This is a genomic window from Streptomyces sp. NPDC058697, from assembly GCF_042715345.1.
Lineage (GTDB): Bacteria > Actinomycetota > Actinomycetes > Streptomycetales > Streptomycetaceae > Streptomyces > Streptomyces liliifuscus.
Window position 1 is genome coordinate 34334 of sequence record NZ_JBHXSU010000007.1, and the last position, 16682, is coordinate 51015.

Annotated in this window: 13 protein-coding genes; 3 read left to right on the forward strand and 10 right to left on the reverse strand. The window is 70.9% G+C overall.

Going from position 1 to position 16682, the window contains the following annotated elements:
- Window positions 1-6 precede the first annotated feature (6 nt).
- From ACFWXQ_RS18480 to ACFWXQ_RS18505, 6 genes are all read right to left on the reverse strand, one after another.
- Entirely contained in the window at window positions 7-1782 is a 1776-nt protein-coding gene (locus tag ACFWXQ_RS18480) for a PP2C family protein-serine/threonine phosphatase (RefSeq protein ID WP_386268591.1), read from the reverse strand.
- On the reverse strand, window positions 1779-2870 hold the full coding sequence (locus ACFWXQ_RS18485) for a SpoIIE family protein phosphatase (RefSeq protein ID WP_383953512.1): 1092 nt from the start codon (window positions 2868-2870) through the stop codon (window positions 1779-1781). The genes ACFWXQ_RS18480 and ACFWXQ_RS18485 overlap by 4 nt, the downstream gene beginning before the upstream one ends.
- Entirely contained in the window at window positions 2870-3262 is a 393-nt protein-coding gene (locus ACFWXQ_RS18490; RefSeq protein ID WP_383953528.1) for an anti-sigma regulatory factor, read from the reverse strand. The genes ACFWXQ_RS18485 and ACFWXQ_RS18490 overlap by 1 nt, the downstream gene beginning before the upstream one ends.
- 47 nt (window positions 3263-3309) lie before the next feature.
- A complete protein-coding gene (locus ACFWXQ_RS18495; protein WP_383953514.1) occupies window positions 3310-3729 on the reverse strand; it encodes an STAS domain-containing protein in 420 nt (139 codons plus the stop codon).
- The gene (locus ACFWXQ_RS18500) at window positions 3726-4625 is read right to left on the reverse strand and encodes an STAS domain-containing protein (RefSeq protein WP_383953516.1); all 900 of its coding nucleotides are present in this window, start codon (window positions 4623-4625) and stop codon (window positions 3726-3728) included. Before ACFWXQ_RS18500 ends, ACFWXQ_RS18495 begins: the two co-directional genes overlap by 4 nt.
- 135 nt (window positions 4626-4760) lie before the next feature.
- Window positions 4761-5933, reverse strand: a complete 1173-nt coding sequence (locus tag ACFWXQ_RS18505) for a PP2C family protein-serine/threonine phosphatase (RefSeq protein WP_383953518.1) — start codon at window positions 5931-5933, stop codon at window positions 4761-4763.
- Window positions 5934-6084: 151 nt separating this feature from the next.
- On the opposite strand from ACFWXQ_RS18505, the gene ACFWXQ_RS18510 reads away from it, so the two are divergent.
- On the forward strand, window positions 6085-6561 hold the full coding sequence (locus ACFWXQ_RS18510) for a MarR family winged helix-turn-helix transcriptional regulator (protein ID WP_383953520.1): 477 nt from the start codon (window positions 6085-6087) through the stop codon (window positions 6559-6561).
- A gap of 144 nt (window positions 6562-6705) precedes the next feature.
- On the opposite strand, the gene ACFWXQ_RS18515 is transcribed toward ACFWXQ_RS18510, so the two are convergent.
- From ACFWXQ_RS18515 to ACFWXQ_RS18530, 4 genes are all read right to left on the reverse strand, one after another.
- Window positions 6706-7089: an STAS domain-containing protein gene (locus tag ACFWXQ_RS18515; protein WP_383953522.1), complete on the reverse strand. Its 384-nt coding sequence runs from the start codon at window positions 7087-7089 to the stop codon at window positions 6706-6708.
- Window positions 7090-7197: 108 nt separating this feature from the next.
- A complete protein-coding gene (locus ACFWXQ_RS18520) occupies window positions 7198-9666 on the reverse strand; it encodes a SpoIIE family protein phosphatase (protein WP_383953524.1) in 2469 nt (822 codons plus the stop codon).
- Window positions 9663-13664 carry a HAMP domain-containing protein gene (locus tag ACFWXQ_RS18525; protein WP_383953526.1) on the reverse strand — a complete coding sequence of 1334 codons (4002 nt, stop codon included), beginning with the start codon at window positions 13662-13664 and terminating at the stop codon, window positions 9663-9665. The genes ACFWXQ_RS18520 and ACFWXQ_RS18525 overlap by 4 nt, the downstream gene beginning before the upstream one ends.
- A 365-nt stretch (window positions 13665-14029) precedes the next feature.
- Entirely contained in the window at window positions 14030-14908 is an 879-nt protein-coding gene (locus tag ACFWXQ_RS18530; RefSeq protein WP_383957271.1) for an RNA polymerase sigma factor SigF, read from the reverse strand.
- Between the two features lie 402 nt (window positions 14909-15310).
- On the opposite strand from ACFWXQ_RS18530, the gene ACFWXQ_RS18535 reads away from it, so the two are divergent.
- Together ACFWXQ_RS18535 and ACFWXQ_RS18540 are read left to right on the forward strand one after the other, a co-directional pair.
- Entirely contained in the window at window positions 15311-16237 is a 927-nt protein-coding gene (locus ACFWXQ_RS18535) for a SigB/SigF/SigG family RNA polymerase sigma factor (RefSeq protein WP_383957272.1), read from the forward strand.
- A gap of 43 nt (window positions 16238-16280) precedes the next feature.
- Complete coding sequence (locus ACFWXQ_RS18540) at window positions 16281-16583, forward strand: DUF5133 domain-containing protein (protein ID WP_383957274.1); 303 nt, start codon at window positions 16281-16283, stop codon at window positions 16581-16583.
- Window positions 16584-16682: the final 99 nt, after the last annotated feature.

Sequence of the window (16682 nt, forward strand, 5' to 3'; positions counted from 1 at the left end):
CGCCCGTCAGACGGGTAGTCCGGTGGGGGAGGGGCGTACCGTCTCCGCCGCCCGGCCCGGGATGTGGCAGAGGAGCAGGCACACGTCGTCGTCCCGCTCGGAGTCGCTCAACAACGGATGCAGGAGACGGTCGGCCGAGCCGTCCAGGTCCGTGTCGAGGTCCTCGGAACGGAAGGCCCCGAGCGACGCGGCAAGACGCTCGATTCCCGGGTCGATGCCCTGGGCGCGGCGCTCGACGAGCCCGTCCGTGTAGAGGGCCAGCGTCGAACCTGGGTCGAGGCGCACGGTGTGGTCGTCGATCACCTGGCGCAGCGGGATGCCGAGCATGGCACCGGGCTTGGCGTCGAGCGTGTGCACCTCCCCGTCGGGAGTGCGCAGCACCGGCGGCGGGTGGCCGGCCGCGGCCCAGGTGAGCGTCGGATCGTCGGGGTGGAAGCGCGCGATGACGGCCGTCGCGTACAGATCGGGCTGCAGGTGGTGGAGGAGGATGTGCAGCCGGGTGAGGAGCTGGCCGGGGGTGCCTCCGTCGACGGCGTACGCGCGCAGCGCCGTGCGCAACTGGCTCATCATGACGGCTGCGTGCAGTCCGTGCCCCGTCACGTCGCCGACGACGGTGATCAGGCTGCCGTCGGGCTGGCGGAAGGCGTCGTACCAGTCCCCGCCGATGTTCAGACCGTGGGTGGCCGGCAGATAGCGGGCCGCCAGGCGCAGTTCCGGAGCGGTGGGCAGATCCGTGAGCAGGGCCCGCTGCAGTGTCTCGGCGATGTCGCGGTTGTGCTCGAAGCGCCGGGCGTTGTCGATGGCGATGCTGGCACGGCGCGTGAGTTCGATCAGCATGACTGCGTCGTCGGCGTCCCAGCGTTCGCCGGGCGGCGTGAGGATCAGTACCCCGAGCGGCGCCCGCCGTGTCGGCAGCGGAACGCAGAGCAGGGGCCGCGTGGGATGCAGCGCGGAAGGGGGCAGGTCGTCGACGCCGGGCAGGCCCCCCGGATGGCCGGCGGCGTACTGAGGGCGTCCGCTGCGGGCAGCGACCACGGCGGCGGCCGGACGCGGACTCTGCCGCAGCTCGTCGTCCTCGCCGTCGAACAGCCACACGTCGACACTGCGGGCGTACTCCGGCACCAGAAGGCTGGGCAGCCGCCGCACGATCTCGTCGTGGTTGAGCGAAGCCGTGAGTACGGCGCTGGCGTCGGCCAGGAACGTCAGCCTGCGGCGGGCACTCTCCGCCTCGGTACGAGCCTTCCGCTCGGCGGCGAAGAGTTCGCGCTGGGCCCGTCCCGCCGCGTCGAGTTCGGCGTGCAGGGCCAGCACGCCCTGGTTGGTCTGGTGCAGCTCCTCCCGGTGGAAGTCCACCAGCCCTTCCTGCTCGCCGAGCTTCTCCAGGACCAGGGCCGTGTCCTCGTCGGCGCCCAGCAGTGCCTCGGCCAGGATCGCGGAATCGTCCGCCACGGCGCCGATGTCCGACAGGTCCGCGCCCTCCGGGCAGGTGACCGTCATGTGCCACGGCGGCTGCCCGTCGGCGCCGGCGTCGTCGAACGAGGTCACGACGGCCCGCAGGAGACCGTCCCCGGGCGGCACCGAGGGCGACACCGAGGGCGTCGCTTCCAGGCAGAGCCGCCACGTGCCGCCCTTCGTGAGGCACTGCCGCAGATGCGCGCTGAGCGCGGTGGTCAGCCGGGTCCGCTCCAGACCGGGCACCCCGTACGCGGCCGTCAGACGTGCCGTGTCGATACGGGCCCGCGCGGCGTCGGTGACCGTGGTGATGTGCCAGGTACGCATCATGGTGTGCCGTCCGGCGGAACGGGGCTCAGTACGGCGACAGCGGTGTCGTCCCGTACCGGCCGGGCGGAGCTGCTCGCGTCGCGCACCGTGACGGACGCGATCACAGCCGGGTCGTAGGACGCGAGGCAGGCGTCCGTGGGCGGGGTCCAGCGGCTGGGCAGCCCGTCGCTGTGCAGGACCAGCAGACAGTCCGCGTCCCACGTCGCATGGTGTTCGGGGATGGTCGTGGGCCGGTGGGCGCCGACTATGCCGGGACGGGACAGCAGGGGCCGCCAGCCCTCACGCGTGCGCAGCCGGGCACCGATGTTCCCTATCCCGGAGAAGGTCAACTGCCCGGTCTCCGTGTCGAGCTGGGCCACGGCGACCGCGGCGCCCCTGGTGGGGCGGAGCTCCGCGTCCAGGTACCGGAGCACTTCGGCCGGCGGCAGATGGCCCGAGCGGCGCAGTGCCTCAACTGCCGCGGACGAGGCCCGGGCGGCGTCGGGGCCGTGGCCCAGTCCGTCGGCCAGCATCAGGGTCGTACGGTGGCCCGCCCGGACCCACGCCCAGGCGTCACCGGAGAACTCCGCGCCGGCGAAGGGGATGTTGACCCCGCCCGCCCGAGCTGTGGCGGCAACCGGATCGGGAGCGATCGCGTGATGGCGACCGCGGGCGGCGGTACCGGAATGGGCGGCACCGATCCGCGCCAGCGCGACCGTGCCCCGCCCCGGCACGCTGTGCAGATCGAAGTCGTCGGCGATGCGCCGGCAGGCACCGAGCCCGGCGCCGAGCGTGGACGCCGTGGAGAAACCGTCACGCAGGGCGGCCGGGACATCGGCCATGCCGGGGCCGTGGTCGATCGCGGCGATCTGCACCACGGAGGCCGCTTCCTGCCCGGCCGGCAGCATGGGAGGGGGCACGGCCTCTATGAGCAGCTGGCCTCCCTTGGCGTACTTGAGCAGGTTGGTGGCGAGTTCGGTGGCCACGAGCGCGGCCGCGGCGGTGCGGCTCCCGTCGAGCCCGGCCAGGGCGGCGGCACCCTCCGCCGCGACCCTGGCGTCGCGCACGCGTGTCGAGTCGTGCACCGGGACGTCCCAGACACGGGGCATCAGGTCTCCTCCCGCTGCCGCGGCGGACGGACGGTCCAGGAGGTCACCGTGACCGTGGTGCCGTTTCCGGGGCTGCTGTCGACCGAGAACTCGTGGACCAGCCGCCGGGCGCCGCCCAGGCCCATCCCGAGGCCGTCCCCCGAGGTGTAGCCGTCGCTCAGCGCCCGCTCCAGGTCCGCGATGCCAGGGCCCTCGTCGATGAACGCCAGCCGCAGCCCCGGTGCGTGACCGTTCCTCAGGACAGTGGCCTCCACCTCGCCGCCCCCGCCGTGCACCAGTGTGTTGCGGGCCAGCTCGCTCGCCGCGGTGACCAGCTTGGTCTGCTCCACCAGGCCGAAGCCCAACTGGGCGGCCGTCTGCCGCACATGCTGCCGTACCCACACCAGATCCATGTCCGAGTGGATCGGCAGGCGGGCGTCGACACAGCCGGCTGTCTGCCTCACGGACTCTCCCACCGTGTGCCGCGGGGACGGTACGGCTGGACCTCCCCGCCCAGGAGGCCCAGGGCGTCCTCCGTGGTGAGCGCGGTGCGCAGACCCGGCAGCGTCAGACCCAGCTCCACCAACGTGATCGCGACCGCGGGCCGCATGCCGGCCACCACGGTCTGCGCGGCGAGGAGCCCCGCCTTCGCCGCGATCTCGGCCAGCACACGCCCCAGGAACGAGTCGACCATCTCGACCCCCGAGAGGTCGATGACCACACCGGTGGTCGAACTGCTCGCGATGGTCTCGCTGATGTCCTGCTGGAGCCGTTCGGCCGTACTGTCGTGCAGATCGCCCTGGAGGGTCACGAGCAGGACGTCGCCGAGCCTGAGCACCGGGACGGACCCCCACGGAGGTCCGGCGTGCGCGTCGGTCACCGCGCGACCGCCCCACGGGGCTTCGGGTCCACGATGCCTGAGCCCTGCTGGTCGAGCGCGTACGCCAGGGCGTCGGCGAGGCTGGCGCGGGTGACCACCGTGCCCAGGTCCAGGCCGAGATGGACGATGGTCTGCGCGATGGCCGGCCGGATGCCGGAGACGATGCACTCCGCTCCCATCAGCCGCGCCGCCGCGACCGTCTTCATCAGGTGCTGCGCCACGAGGGAGTCAACGGTCGGCACACCGGTGATGTCCAGGATCGCGAAGCGCGCGTGCTGGTCGACGACGGACTCCAGGAGTGTCTCCATCACCACCTGGCTGCGCGCGCTGTCCAGCGTGCCGATCAGCGGTACGGCGACGATGCCGTCCCAGAGCCTGATCACGGGCGTGGCCGTCTCCAGCAGTTCCATCCGCTGCCGGTCGATGAGGGCCCGGCCCTCGTTCAGTGCCGACTCCATGACCACCAGCCGCAGCGTGCCCATCAGTACGGTCACCGCGGTCGCGCACTCGCGTACGTGCTCGGCGGACGCCTGGGACAGGTCGGCCACGAGCAGGTCCACGACGGGCGGTCGCAGGGCGTCCACCTCGTTCGACACCTGTGCCGAGCCGGCACCGGCGCGTGACCTGGCGGCCGCCGTGCGCGTCAACTGCTCGCGCACCACGGTGAAACCGTCCGCCTCGGCGTCCTCGACGCGGCCGGCCGCGGCCACCCCGGCCAGTGCCTCGACCACGGCCTTGCCCGCCTCCACCGCCTCGTCCCTGGACACGGTGAAGACCGTACGGAACAAGGGGGTGTCGGCCCACCGTTGGGCGATCTGCTCGCGGCGGCGCCGCAGGAAGTCCCCGACCTCCCGCGCGGGCGATCCGTGCTGTCCTGCCGTTTCGTGCTCCGGCACCTGTTCCACTCCTCACGTGCGTCGTGTCGCTTCGAACTTGACGAAGGCAACGAGAAAGCGATGTAAAGATTGCCGGATGGCAACTGTAGCCGGGGTGCCGTCCGGCACGACACCTCCTGCCCCGTGGGCGCCCGCCTAGGACGCCGGCTGCTTTCCGTGCCAGTCGAGACAGACCACCAACGCGTCGTCGTCCGGCTCGGATTCGCCGCGATGCCCCGTCAGTTCCCGTAGGACCGCCCCGGGCACCTCGGGGGCCGGCACCAGGCTCGTGGAGGTGACGGCCCGGGCCAGCGCCCGGTCGCCGTAGCGCTCGCCGCCCGGTGCCGCGACCGCGTGGACCCCGTCGCTGACGAGGACCAGCCGGTCGCCGGGCTCGACGGTGAACTCCTGCGCCACATAGTCGGTTTCCTCGAACATGCCCAGCGGGAGCTGTGCCTCCATGTCCACGGTCGTGACGGACCTGTCGCGCAGACGCAGCATCCGGGGCGAGCCGGCGTCGACGACCCGCAGGCGCCCGGTGGACAGTTCGAGGTCCAGCAGCAGCACGGACAGATGCGCGGCGCCGCGGTAGTGGGCGTACACCGCCTGGTCGGCGAGGGACGCCTGGTCCGCGATGGGGATGCCCGCCCGCCGGGCGTTGCGCAGCGCGTTGATGCCGAGGCTGGTCAGCAGCGAGGCGTCGATGCCCTCGCCCATGCCGTTGGTGATGTAGAGCGTCAGCCGGTCGGCGGTGACGCACCAGTCGAAGTTGTCGCCGAACACGGCGTAGGCGGGCTCCAGTTGGGCGCCGAGCGTGAACTCGGGCCGGGCACAGGAGCGGGCGGGCAGCAGCTGCCACTGCATCTCCGCCGCCAGGGTGAGCCGGTCCCTGCGCCGCGCCAGCAGATACAGGTCGGTGTCACGGTCGGCGACCACCACCTCGTGGCCCAGCACCTCGGCCACCTCGGCCAGTTCGGTCCGGCACTCCCGGGCCGCCTCGGCCGAGGGCAGGGTGACGGACAGCACTCCGAGCCGGTCGCCGCGCACGGTGACCGGCAGATGAAGACGCACGCTTCCACCGCCCTGGTGCTCCGTGTACGGCTCCTGCGCCCCGAAGGCCCGGCCGGCCGGGCTGTCGTGCACCGGCAGCGGGTCCACGGCGTGCTGTGCCGCGGACACGGGCTGCAGCAGGGTCAGTCCGTAGTCGGCGAGGAATAGTTCGGCGTCCTGCGCCGCGTACCGGTTGCACAGCACCTCGCGGACCGCGTCCAGCAGCTGGTGCGGTGCCGCGGAGCGCAGCGCGCGCTCGGCTGCCACGAATCTGTTCACGATGGTGGATATGCCATTCTCTCCGCGTCGGCGTCGGGCCCGTTTCGTCGGGTACCCGACGCCGACGGTCTGTTGTGTGAGTCGGTGACCGGGGGCCGGTCGCCCGAGGCGGCGGGCTGACAGCGTTCGGGAAGCCTGGGAGAGTGTCACCGTGACTTCCTCCTACGCGCGCCCGGAGCCCCAGGAAGTGGCGCGTGTGACCTCAGAGGCGGCGGAGCTGCTGGAAGTCCTGTGGGGGCGTGCCTCGACGGCTCCGGTCTCGGCGTCCCAGCTGCGTGTGCTGTTCATCCTGGAACACCACGAGGGCATCAACCTGCGCACGCTTGCCGACGCCCTGGGTTCCACGCCTCCCTCGACCAGCCGGCTCTGCGACCGCCTCCAGGCCGTGGGGTTCGTCGAACGCAGACCCGGTGCCACCAGCCGTCGCGAACTGCGGCTGTACCTCAGCCGCCGGGGACGTGCCTTCCTTGTCGATCTGCGCTCCCGCCGCGAGCAGGCTCTGCAGTCCGTGCTGGAGCACATGCCGGCCGCGCAACGGACCGCACTGCTGGAGGGGCTGGTCGCGTTCTGCGCCGCCGCGGCGCAGGAGATCCACGAGGACGACGTCGCCGACGCCAGGACGGCCTGACCCCCTGACGGCACCGGATCCCGTGCACCCGTACACGGAACCCGTGAGTCCGTACGCGGAACTCGCTCCGCGTGATTGTCCGTTGTCATCCACCGCCCCATCCCGGACCCCCTCCCCACACCGCCGTACCGCTCGCGCTCCCGTTCAGAGCTCGGGCTCGTCCCGCGGCTTGTCCACGAGAGCGAGCGCTTCGTCGACGGTGTCCGACACCGGCACGGTGATGCTGACCCCGGTGAGGTCCAGGATCCGCCGCACGGCCGGCGGCGGCCCGATGATGTGCACGCTCCCCGCGGACTCCCGGGTCTGCTGGTACGCCCTGATGATGATGTTCATGCCGGACGAGTCCATGAAGGGCACGGCCGAGAGATCGAGCAGGAAGTGCCGGCGGCCGTGCTGGAACTGGTTCGCCAGATGATGTTGCAGCCCCGTGGCGGTGTCGATGTCCAGATGGCCCTCGACCGTGAGCAGGGCGATGCCCTCGCGAGGCAGTGCTACCTCGACGGACAGCGGGTTCTGGGCAATGGACACAGGTACCTCCAGAAGAAGTGACGGCTTGGGCCGGTTACCCCCCTGTGCGGATTCGATGCCCTCGGCTGCCTTCCGCGCGACGTGATCAGACTCTCGTCGGCCCCGCGGCTACGACACGCGGATGCCGATGATGCAGGTGTCGTCGTCGGTGTCCGACCGGCTGTACGTGAGCAGCCGGTCCAGTTGCTGGTCGAGCGTGGCCGGAGCCGTACGGACCGTGGTCAGCAGCTGGGTCATGGACTCCTCCATCGAGCGGTCCCGGCGCTCGATCAGGCCGTCCGTGTACATCAACAGCGTGTCGTCGACGGCCAGTTGGATCTCGTCCTCCTCGTACGTCACCCGCGGTGCCGCGCCCAGCAGCAACCCCTTGACCAGGGGAAGGGACACCGCCCCCGTGTCGCGTACCAGCACGGGCGGCAGATGACCGGCCCTGGCCCATCGCAACGTACGGTGCTCCGGGTCGTAGAGGCCGCACACCGCGGTGGCGGTCACGGTGCCCGTCAGATGGTGCGCCACGCTGTTGAGCCAGGTCAGCAGCTGGCCCGGGCCCGCACCCGTCACGGCCAGTCCGCGCAGCGCGTTCCGCAGGACGACCATGCTGGTCGCCGCCTCCATACCGTGACCGGCCACGTCACCCACGCACAGGAGCACGAGACCGGACGGCAGGACGACCGCGTCGTACCAGTCGCCGCCCACCAGATGCTCTGTCTCGGCCGGCCGGTAGCGGACCGCCACGTCGATTCCCGGGGCCCGCAACGGGTCCTGGGTCGGGGGCATGATGGCGTGCTGGAGCTGCAGCGTGAGGCGGCTGCGTTCGGTCGCCTGCTGCTCGGTGTGGGCGAGCTGGACACGGGTGGCGGCGAGCGCGACCTCCGTCCAGTGCTGGGCCGAGATGTCCTGGTAGGCCCCGCGTACGACGAACAGCCGGCCGTCGGCGTCGAGCACCGGCTCGGCCACCACACGGATGTGGCGCGTCACCTCGTCGGGGCGCCGGAGCCGGAACGACGCGGACGCGGGCCGCCGGTGATGGAGCACGGTGCGCAGGAAGCGGCGGATGGCCACGGCGTCGTCCGGGTGCGCGTGGACGGGCAGTTCCTCCAGCGGCACGGGCGAGCTCGTCGGAGGCCTGCCGTACAGGGTGAAGAGCTGGCCGTTCCAGGTGATCTCACCCGTGACCAGATTCTCCTCGAAGCCCCCGATGCGGCCCAGGCGCTGGGCGTGCTGGAGGATGCTCGCCAGCCGGGCCGTCTCGTCCTCGATGCGCCAGATGAGGAGCACGCTGTTGGCGTGCCGGCTGATGCTGATTTCCGCCACGGCCGACAGCGGCACCTGGTCGACGAGGGCCGTGAGGTTCATGCGCTGCGCGCGGAACGGCTCGCCCGTGGCGTAGACGCGCTCGATCCGCTGGAAGAGTTCGCTCTCCCCGGCGGCCAACGGGTAGGCCTCCAGCAGCATCGCGCCGTTGACCAGCCCGCGCGGCCGGCCGGCGGGATCGAGGAAACGGCTGTTGACGTGATGGATGTGGAAGTCGACGAGCTGCCCGCCGTCGAGATAGGGGACCAGGACCAGGGCCGGGTCGTGCAACCCGTCGGCCAGGTCCACGAGTTCGGTGGCGTCGGGGACCGCACGCGGCTCGCGGAGGGCTTCGTCGCCGTGTACGAAGGCGTACGTCTCCAGCGTGCGGGCGCACAGTTCCGCCAGGGCCTCGACCTGCCGGACCACCTGGGGCGGTTGCGGTTCCAGGCGGGAGGGCCAGACGATCTCCAGGGCCCCGTGGATGCGGCCTCCGGTGCCGGCGGGCACGGCAGCCCTTCCACCGTCGGGGAACTGGTGCTGGCCGATGGAGGGAAGCCCGGTCTCGGCCAGCGATCCGATCCACTGCCCGGCGCGCTCGGAGAGGCTGGTGCGCGCCACCGTCACCACGCCCGGGGGCACATGGTGCCAGCGTCCGGCTTCCGCCGGGGAGAAGCCGGCACTGCCGGCCAGCGTCAGGGAACCGTCGGAGCGCACGGTCCAGATGGCCACGGCCACCGCGCCGAGCGGGGTCAGCGCGTGCTGCAGCAGGGAGTCGGCGACGGCCTGGGTGTCGGGGGCCGCCAGCGCACCGCTCTCCGCCTCCCGCATCCGTACGGCGGGGGAGTGCGCGTTCGACGACCCGTCGTCCGTGGCAGCGGCGGTGGACTTCGCGGCGGTCAGGAAGGCGTCGGCCACCTCCGAAAGCCGGTCGCGGGCGGCCTGGTTGATGACCTCGACGGCGAGTTCGAGTGTGCTCACCCCGGCCTGCTCGGTGAGTTCGGCGAGCTGGCGGGCGGCCTGTGCCGGCCCGCACCCGAGGCGCTCCACCAGGATGCCCTTGGCCAGTTCGATCAGGGCACGTCCGTCGGCCTCGGCCTGGGCCGCGCGCACCTCGCGGCGCAGGCGTTCCACCGTGGCGGCGAGCTTGCCCACCGGGTAGCTCGCGAGAAGAGCGGCCGAGTCCTCGGGCGACTCGTCGGCCGACGCGTCCGGAGGCTCCTGCGCGGACTCGTCCGGCGAGCGCTCCTCGGCCGGATCAGGACACTGCTCGGTGCGGGTCACGCGGGCAGCCACTGGCGGACACAGGCGATGAGGTCGTTGGTGTCGACCGGCTTGGTGACGTAGTCGCTGGCCCCCGAGGCGAGGCTCTTCTCGCGGTCGCCGGGCATCGCCTTCGCGGTGACGGCGATGATGGGAAGACCCGCGTACTGAGGCATCTTCCGGATCTCGGCCGTGGCCGTGTAGCCGTCCATCTCCGGCATCATCACGTCCATCAGGACGAGCGAGATGTCCGGGTGGTGGAGCAATGTCTCGATGCCCTTGCGGCCGTTGTCCGCGTGCAGGACGTGGAACCCCTGGAGCTCCAGGATCCCGCTGAGCGCGAAGAGGTTGCGCGCGTCGTCGTCGACCACCAGGACCGTGCGGCCGAGGAAGGCGTCCTCGACGGGGTGGGGTGTCTCGGGCTGCGGTTCCTCGGCGCGGGCCAGGGAGGGAACATCCCCCAGCTCCTCCGCGGAGAGATGGAGGGCGATGCGCTCGCGCAGTTCGTCGAGGCTCGACAGGAACTCCAGGGCACGCGTGCCCGAACGGGCCTGCAGCGCCTGTTCCTGTGCCAGATCCGCGCGGTGACCGCTGTGGACGAGGACCGGGACGTTCGCGAGCGCGGAGTCGCCGTGCATGGCGTCCAGGAACCGGGTCGCCTCGCCGTCCGGCATGCCGAGTTCCAGCACGACGCAGTGGCACGGTCCCGCGGCCAGCGCGCTCGCCGCCTCCTGCGCCCCGACGGCGGTGATGACGTCGACCGTGCCGCGCGGATCACCGGTGTCCGGACCGTGGGCGACGTCCGCGACCGTGCTCTCGGCGACCAGGGTCAGCAGGCCGCGCTGCCGTTCCTCGACGACCAGCAGACGGCGCCTGCGGCTCCGGGGCAGGGCGGCAGGTCCTGAGGGCGGCACGTGCTCCGCCGACTCCTCGGACGGAGCCGCGGTCAGGGCCTTCTCGGACGACCGGTCCCCGCTCAGGAGATCCTCGAAGTCGGCGCGCGCCACGGGCAGGAACAGCGTGAACGTACTGCCCTGTCCGGGCGTACTGACGACGGTGACGGCTCCGCCGAGCAGGTGCGCGATCTCCCGTGTGATGGACAGACCGAGGCCGGTGCCGCCGTACTTGCGGCTCGTCGTGCCGTCCGCCTGCTGGAAGGCTCCGAAGATCGTCTCCAGATGCTGCTCCGGGATCCCGACCCCCGTGTCCCGCACACGGAACGCCACGATGGTGCCGCCCCGGAGCACGCCGTCGGGCACCTCGTCGTCGGCCGCCGGTTCGATACGCAGCTCGACACCGCCCTGCTCGGTGAACTTGACCGCGTTCGAGAGGAGGTTGCGCAGCACCTGACGCAGCCGGGAGTCGTCGGTGAGGAGGTCGCCGGGCGCCCCGGGCGCGGTGCGCACGGTGAAGTTCAGGCTCTTCTGCGTCGTCATCGGCCGGAAGGTCGCCTCGACGTACTCGAGGAGCTGCCGCAACGGGACGCGCTCGGGAGCGAGTTCCATCTTCCCGGCCTCGACCTTCGACAGATCGAGGATGTCGTTGATCAACTGCAGCAGGTCCGATCCCGCGGAGTGGATGATGCCCGCGTACTCGACCTGCTTCGGGGTGAGGTTGCGTGAGGGGTTCTGCGCCAGCAGCTGGGCGAGGATGAGCAGACTGTTCAGCGGGGTCCGCAGCTCGTGGCTCATGTTCGCCAGGAACTCCGACTTGTACTTGGAGGCCAGCGACAACTGCTGGGCGCGGGTCTCCAGTTCCTGCCGGGCCTGTTCGATCTGCAGGTTCTTCGCCTCGATGTCACGGTTCTGCGCGACCAGCAGCGAGGCCTTCTCCTCCAGTTCCTCGTTCGAGCGCTGCAGTTCGTCCTGCTGGACCTGCAACTCCTCGGAACGGGCCTGCAGTTCGGTGGTCAGGCGCTGGGACTCGTCCAGCAGCTCGTCGGTCCGCGCGTTGGCCACGATGGTGTTGACGTTGACGCCGATGGTCTCCATCAGCTGGCCCAGGAAGTCCTGGTGGATCTGGGTGAAGCGGGTGACCGAGGCCAGCTCGATGACTCCGAGCACCTGGTCCTCGACCGTGATCGGCAGGACCACCAGGGCCGTCGGCACCGTCCGGCCGAGCCCTGAGGAGATGGTCACGTATCCCGGCGGCAGCTCGTCCACGGAGATGGTGCGGCGGCTGCGCGCGGCCTGACCGACCAGCGAGCGGCCGAAGGGGATCCGGACGGGACGCCCGTCGTCGTCGGGCCATCCGTAGGAGCCTACGAGCCGCAGCTCGTGGCCGCGTCCGGCCTCCTCCGCGAGGTAGAACGCGCCGTACTGGGCCGACGCCAGGGGCGCGAGCTCGTCCATGATCAGCTCGGCCACCACGGACAGGTCCCGGTGGCCCTGCATCAGGCCGGAGACCCGCGCGAGGTTGGTCTTGAGCCAGTCCTGCTCCTGGTTGGCCCGGGTAGTCTCGCGCAGGGACTCGACCATCGAGTTGATGTTGTCCTTGAGCTCGGCGACCTCGCCGGACGCCTCGACGGTGATCGAGCGTGTCAGGTCGCCCTCGGCGACGGCGCTGGTGACTTCGGCGATCGCGCGTACCTGTCGTGTCAGGTTGCCCGCGAGCTCGTTGACGTTCTCCGTCAGACGCTTCCAGGTGCCGGAGACACCCTCCACCTCGGCCTGTCCGCCGAGCCGTCCCTCGCTGCCGACCTCGCGGGCCACCCGCGTCACCTCGGCGGCGAACGCGGAGAGCTGGTCGACCATCGTGTTGATCGTCGTCTTGAGTTCCAGGATCTCGCCCCGGGCGTCCACGTCGATCTTCTTGGACAGATCGCCCTTGGCCACCGCCGTCGTCACCAGCGCGATGTTGCGCACCTGGCCGGTGAGGTTGTTGGCCATCGAGTTGACGTTCTCGGTGAGGTCCTTCCACGTGCCCGCCACGTTCGGCACCTGGGCCTGGCCGCCCAGCCGGCCCTCGGTGCCGACCTCGCGGGCCACCCGGGTGACCTCGTCGGCGAAGGCGGACAGCGTGTCGACCATGGTGTTGATGACGTCCGCCAGGGCCGCGACCTCGCCCTTGGCCTCGACCGTGATCTTCTGGGACAGGTCGCCGCGGGCCACGGCGGTGGCGACCTGGGCGATCGAGCGGACCTGGCCCGTCAGGTTGGACGCCATCACGTTGACGTTGTCGGTGAGGTCCTTCCAGGTGCCCGAGACACCGCGGACCGTGGCTTGCCCGCCGAGGTTGCCTGCCGTGCCGACCTCGCGGGCCACGCGGGTCACCTCGTCGGCGAACGCGGAGAGTTGGTCGACCATCGTGTTGATGGTCTCCTTGAGCGCGAGGATCTCGCCCCGGGCGTCGACGGTGATCTTCTGCGAGAGATCGCCCCTGGCCACCGCGGTCGCCACCTGGGCCACGTTGCGGACCTGGGCGGTCAGGTTGCTCGCCATGAAGTTCACGGAGTCGGTCAGGTCGCGCCAGGTGCCCTTGACGCCCTTGACGTCCGCCTGGCCGCCGAGCCGCCCCTCGGTGCCGACCTCGCGGGCCACCCGGGTCACTTCGTCGGCGAAGGCGGAGAGCTGGTCGACCATCGTGTTGATGGTGTTCTTGAGTTCCAGGATCTCGCCGCGGGCCGGCACGTCGATCTTCTGGGAGAGGTCACCCTTGGCGACCGCCGTCGCCACCTGCGCGATGTCACGGACCTGGGTGGTCAGATTGCCCGCCATCGCGTTGACCGAGTCGGTGAGATCGGCCCAGGTGCCGGAGACGCCCGGCACCTCCGCCTGTCCGCCGAGCGTCCCCTCGGTACCCACCTCGCGCGCGACACGGGTGACTTCTGAGGTGAACACGGACAGCTGGTCGACCATGCCGTTGAAGACGGTGGCGATGTCGCCCAGGAGGCCGCCGCCGTCGTCCGGCAGACGTGTGCCGAAGTCTCCGTCCCGTACCGCTGTCAGGCCGGCCAGGAGCCGGCGCAGCTCCGGCTCGCCCGGTGTGCGGCCGACGGGGTCGGTCGTCTGGCTGGTCATGCGCACCCTCGTTCCGCTCAAGACAAAGAGTCCCGTGAAAGGGGGACTCGGAACTTCAGGCCCACTGCCGGACCCCTCCTCGTCGGCGCGGACCCGTGAACAAGGGTTGCCCGTCGAGGAAGTACGCCGCAGGCTAACCCGAAGGTCATGCCGTGAACAAAGGTCGAGCCAGATTGATACGGGGGTTGAGACTGGGGAGTGTGATCTTCCCTGGGAAGCGCCACCGGGGCCGCACGACGAAGTGCCACCGGGGCCCCGCACGACGGAGCCCGCCGTGCCGCTGCCGCGAGGTGGAAACGCTCGCGGGAGCGGAAGGGCGGGCTCGACGGCCGGCTGTGGGATCAGGCGGTCGGCGGAACGGCGGCTCAGGCCACCGAGGGATCGAGCAGACCGGCGCGCAGCCGCTTGATGATGCGGCTGATCAGTCGCGACACGTGCATCTGCGAGATGCCGATGACCTCGCCGATCTCCGCCTGGGTCCGCTCCTCGACGAACCGCAGGTGGATGATCAGGCGCTCGCGCTCGTCGAGTTCGGCGATGAGGGGGGTCAGGGAGTGCAGGTCGTCCACGAGCTCCAGCGCCTTGTCGTCCTCGCCGATGAAGTCGGCCAGGACGGTCTCGCCCTGCGAGTCGCCATCGGAGGTGAGGGCCGCGTCGAGCGATGAGGAGTTGTAGCAGTTCGCCGCCTTGCGGGCCTCGATGACCTCTGCCTCGGGCAGCGACATGAGCTGCGACAGCTCGGCGGTCGTGGGCGTACGGCCCAGACGCGTCCGCAGTTCCTCGGTGGCCTTCGCCAGCTCGACCCGGGCCTCCTGCAGCCGGCGCGGCACATGGACGGCCCAGCTCGTGTCGCGGAAGAACCGCTTGATCTCGCCGACGATGTAGGGGACCGCGAAGGAGGTGAACTCCACCTCGCGGGTCAGCTCGAACCGGTCGATGGCCTTGATGAGCCCGATGGTGCCGACCTGGACGATGTCCTCCATCGAGTCGCCCCGGCCGCGGAACCGGGAGGCCGCGTACCGGACGAGGGACAGGTTCATCTCGATCAGGGTGTTGCGCGCGTACTGGTATTCGCGGGTGCCTTCCTCCAGCACGGCCAGGCGGTCGAAGAACTGTCGGGACAGATCGCGAGCGTCCTTCGGCTTGATCAGCGACGGTTCGTCGATGAGAGGGAGTGCCGTCTCGTCGACCGTCTGCGTGCGCTGTGCCGTGGCCGTTGCTTCGCCTGCCGTCACGGCTGTCATGCCGTCCACCCCACTCGTCGGCGCTGATGTGTCAAAGCCCGCATGCCCTGCTTCGGGCCGCCCACTCCCTTCGCGAGGCAAGAGAATGCGGGCGTCGGGAGGATCTGGCCGGAAGTCGCCCCTTTGTTCCCTCTCCTGAGGGGGTTTCGGGCGGACGGTGACCAAGGCCGAGGCCTGGCCGGAGCTGTTGCGGGGCGCGAATCTCGCCTCTGTGCCGTGTGGTCGATTTCGAGAAGCGGTGTTTTTCCCCGGGAAGCCCGGGCAAGCGGAATTTCGTGCTTCGGACCGGAGGCACGTCCGTAGGAGCGAGTAGGTGTGAGCTCCGGGGGCCTCCGGGCGGCTCGGGCGACACCACTCCTCCTGCGGCATTCCCCCGCAAGCCAAGTTCAGGAGCGAATCCTCATGCCTAGCGATTTGTCTACAAATCGACCTGACAAGCCCGTGAGCACGGAGACGGCCGTCCGGCCGGACTCACCCGCCCTGCCGGCCGCCCACGCAAAGCATTCGCACGACGACGCTCCTGACGCCGCGGCCGCGTTCGCCCGGCTCGCCGAACTGGAGGATGGGCCCGAGCGGGACGCCGTACGCGACGAACTGGTGACCGTATGGCTGCCCATGGCCCACCGGATCGCCGGCCGCTTCCGCGACCGGGGCGAGTCGGTCGAGGACCTGCGCCAGGTGGCTGCCATGGGGCTGGTGAAGGCGGTCGACCGCTACGACCCCTCGCGCGGGGCGTTCGAGAGTTACGCCGTGCCCACCATCACCGGTGAGGTGAAGCGGCACTTCCGGGACCGGATGTGGGCGCTGCGAGTGCCCCGCCGGGTCCAGGAACTGCGCAACAAGGTGCGCGTGGCCCGTCGGGATCTCACGCTGAATCCCGGATCCCCGGAGCCGACGGTGGCCGAGATCGCCGCGCACACCGGCCTGACGGAGGACGAGGTCGGCGCGGGGATGGAGGCCATGGAGAGCTTCAGCACGCTGTCCCTGGACGCCGAACTCGCCTCCGCGGAGGACAACTACAGCCTCGCGGACACCCTGGGCGACGTCGATTCCTCGTACGAGCTGGTCGTCGACCGGGAAGCGGCCAGGGAAGGGCTGCGCCGGCTGCCCGAACGCGAGCGGGCCATCCTGTACATGCGCTTCTTCGAGGACATGACGCAGACGCGCATCGCCGATGTGCTCGGCATCTCCCAGATGCACGTCTCACGTCTCATCAGCCGCAGCTGCGCGCGTGTGAGGGACGAGGCGATGGGCGGGCAGGAGCCGCGGGCCGGTCGCCCGGACGGCGACGCACAGGCCGACACCGACGGGCGTACCAGGGCCGCGTGACGCGGAAATCCGAAGAGGCCGAGGAGGTCGAGGAGTGAGTCCGATGCTGATGCCCCATCCCGCGACCCTGCGCAGGCTCGTGGACGAGTACGAGGCGCTGATCGCCCCCGGGGGCGAGAGCGGCGCCGTGGCGAAACCGGACCAGCGGGCGCAGGACCTCGCGTACACGCTCTGCGTGTCGACCGGCACGCGCGATGTGAGGCGGGCCCTGGAGAGGGCGCGCCGCCATCTCGCGGCCGCCCGGCGGCCCGTGGTGCCCGTGCGGCCCGCCGCTCCGACGGCTCCGCGGCCCCCCGGTACGGGCGGAACCGAGGCGCGTGAGGGCGGAGAGGCAGACACCGGGTGAACCCCGCGGGGGGGGGGGGGCGCGAGCCCGCCCGCCCCCCGCCCGTGGGGACGCCCGCCGAGACAAAAACAAAAAAGAACCAAACAACGCGGATAAAGG

Coding starts and splice junctions, on each gene's coding strand:
- ACFWXQ_RS18480 (WP_386268591.1), bottom strand. CDS start 1,782: ATGATGCGTACCTGGCACATCACCACGGTCACCGACGCCGCGCGGGCC.
- ACFWXQ_RS18485 (WP_383953512.1), bottom strand. CDS start 2,870: ATGCCCCGTGTCTGGGACGTCCCGGTGCACGACTCGACACGCGTGCGC.
- ACFWXQ_RS18490 (WP_383953528.1), bottom strand. CDS start 3,262: ATGGATCTGGTGTGGGTACGGCAGCATGTGCGGCAGACGGCCGCCCAG.
- ACFWXQ_RS18525 (WP_383953526.1), bottom strand. CDS start 13,664: ATGACCAGCCAGACGACCGACCCCGTCGGCCGCACACCGGGCGAGCCG.
- ACFWXQ_RS18530 (WP_383957271.1), bottom strand. CDS start 14,908: ATGACAGCCGTGACGGCAGGCGAAGCAACGGCCACGGCACAGCGCACG.
- ACFWXQ_RS18535 (WP_383957272.1), top strand. CDS start 15,311: ATGCCTAGCGATTTGTCTACAAATCGACCTGACAAGCCCGTGAGCACG.
- ACFWXQ_RS18540 (WP_383957274.1), top strand. CDS start 16,281: ATGCTGATGCCCCATCCCGCGACCCTGCGCAGGCTCGTGGACGAGTAC.